Annotated in this window: 2 protein-coding genes; one reads left to right on the top strand and one right to left on the bottom strand. The window is 29.8% G+C overall.

What is annotated here, in order from left to right; all coding sequences use genetic code 11:
- Positions 1-383 (top strand): Rpn family recombination-promoting nuclease/putative transposase (locus CHF27_RS13665; protein WP_115976349.1); only part of this gene is annotated, 383 nt, incomplete at its 5' end.
- A gap of 822 nt (positions 384-1,205) precedes the next feature.
- Here the strand turns inward: CHF27_RS13665 and CHF27_RS13660 are convergent.
- Positions 1,206-1,424: a hypothetical protein gene (locus CHF27_RS13660; protein WP_095406521.1), complete on the bottom strand. Its 219-nt coding sequence runs from the start codon at positions 1,422-1,424 to the stop codon at positions 1,206-1,208.
- Positions 1,425-1,814: the final 390 nt, after the last annotated feature.

The raw sequence follows: 1,814 nt of genomic DNA, 5'->3' as shown, positions 1-1,814 counted from the left end.
ACTCAGAGGAAATATCAGATATGTTAGAAGCATGGGTTGCTTTTATACAAAATCCTGATAGTGAAATAGTAGAAAAATTAGAAATGAGTAAAAAAGAAATAAAAGAAGCAAAATCGGAGCTTTTAAAAATGAGTGTAGATTCAAAAGACAGATATATGTATGAAAAAAGGAAAGAATCTATTTTGGAGAAAGTTAGCTTAATAGAGAGTGCTGAACAAAAAGGAATTGAGAAAGGTCTTAAAGAAGGTTTAAAAGAGGGCGAAAATAGAAAGACAATAGAAATCGCAAAAAATTTAATTATAAATGGATTAGATAATGAACTAATTAAAAATGCTACAGGATTATCGATAGGAGAAATTAATATATTAAGAAATAAAAAATAAGGCTTGAATTGTACTGAGACCCAATTGTTGGACCAAAAATCTAATGATTGGGGTGTTTTTATATAGGTCAACCTGCGTTTTTTCTAAATTTATCATCAAATTTTTGTAGTAATTCTAATTCATCATCTATAACTCTTTTAGAATTTATTACTTGAAATAAAGTTAATGCCCTTAAAATCCAAATAAACGGATTATAAGGGCATTTTTATTTAGAATTATAGTTATACATCATAGACAGCTTTCACTGTACCTTACAATAGTTTCATATATATTCAGTCACTAGGGAGATAAGTCTGAGTTGTTGGGAGCTACCCTAAACTTCTTACCCCAATACAAAGTATCACGTCCTACATGAGAATGATTACTCATAAATTCCACCTAACTTTCAGAAATAGAAATCCTCTAATAGTTTTTGTCATAAGGCTACTTTAACATAGTGCTTGTGTTATACGCAGATTTCTCTGTTTCAAGACAAATGGCTTTGTTTGGTATTTCCAATGTCATAGAAGTTACCACACTTATACCCCGTTGGATTATTCCTCACTGAGTCGTCTATTACAGCCACCACAAGTCTATTACCTTTATATACACTAAAGCTTGGCAAACTGACTTATTCTTTTGGCTTTTACCATTCATTATGATTTTCACAAATCATAAAAGGAATAGAATTTTCAAAGTATCCTTATAAATTCCTCCCGGCACCATCAGCTCTCAGCAGGTTGTCAACCATCTTCACTGAGTTTCTATGATGCAAAACTATAATTCTAAAAATACACTTCATAGTATATATTATTTTTAAAATATATACAATCCTTTCATTTCTTAACTATTTTTTATTGAGTCTAATATTTTATTGGCTTTAAGTAGTTTTTCATAAAGTTCAACTACCATTTCATAAAGCCCCTCAGTTTCTGGACAGTTTAAATCTTCAGTATCTATAAACTCTTTTATTTGCTCAGTTTCTTTGTCTATATTAATATTTTTAATTGGCTCATAATGAGCAATATGATTGTGAACCTTACTGCTTATATACGCGAACACTTTCCAATATTCTCTCAATCCACTAGGTGGGACGCCGAAATACGTGTAAAAATCGGCCACTTAATTTTGAAACTAATAAAATTACTGACTTTAATTATATTAAAAAAACACTCTTTCTATAATTAAAAGTGAAACAGTACTAAAGTACCCCAATACTAAGCATAGACTATGTATTAACTCAGTTATTTTTTAGTTATTTTCAAGTTATTTTTTAGTTTTATGTTGTAATCTATTTTTTTATTTTTTGACATTAAAAATATGCTCCTTTCATAGTAGGTAGTTTTAATTATTTAAACTGTCTACTATAAAGGGAGCATATCAATGGGTGTCCTCCCAAGTAGCATTAGTAAGCGTTACAGAACTCTTTGACACCTCAAACCCACAAGGTAT

Origin of the sequence: Romboutsia maritimum (genome assembly GCF_002251085.2) — a bacterium.
Lineage (GTDB): Bacteria > Bacillota > Clostridia > Peptostreptococcales > Peptostreptococcaceae > Romboutsia_B > Romboutsia_B maritimum.
Note: the sequence above shows the minus strand (reverse complement) of the source record. Positions and strands in the feature narration are given on the sequence as shown.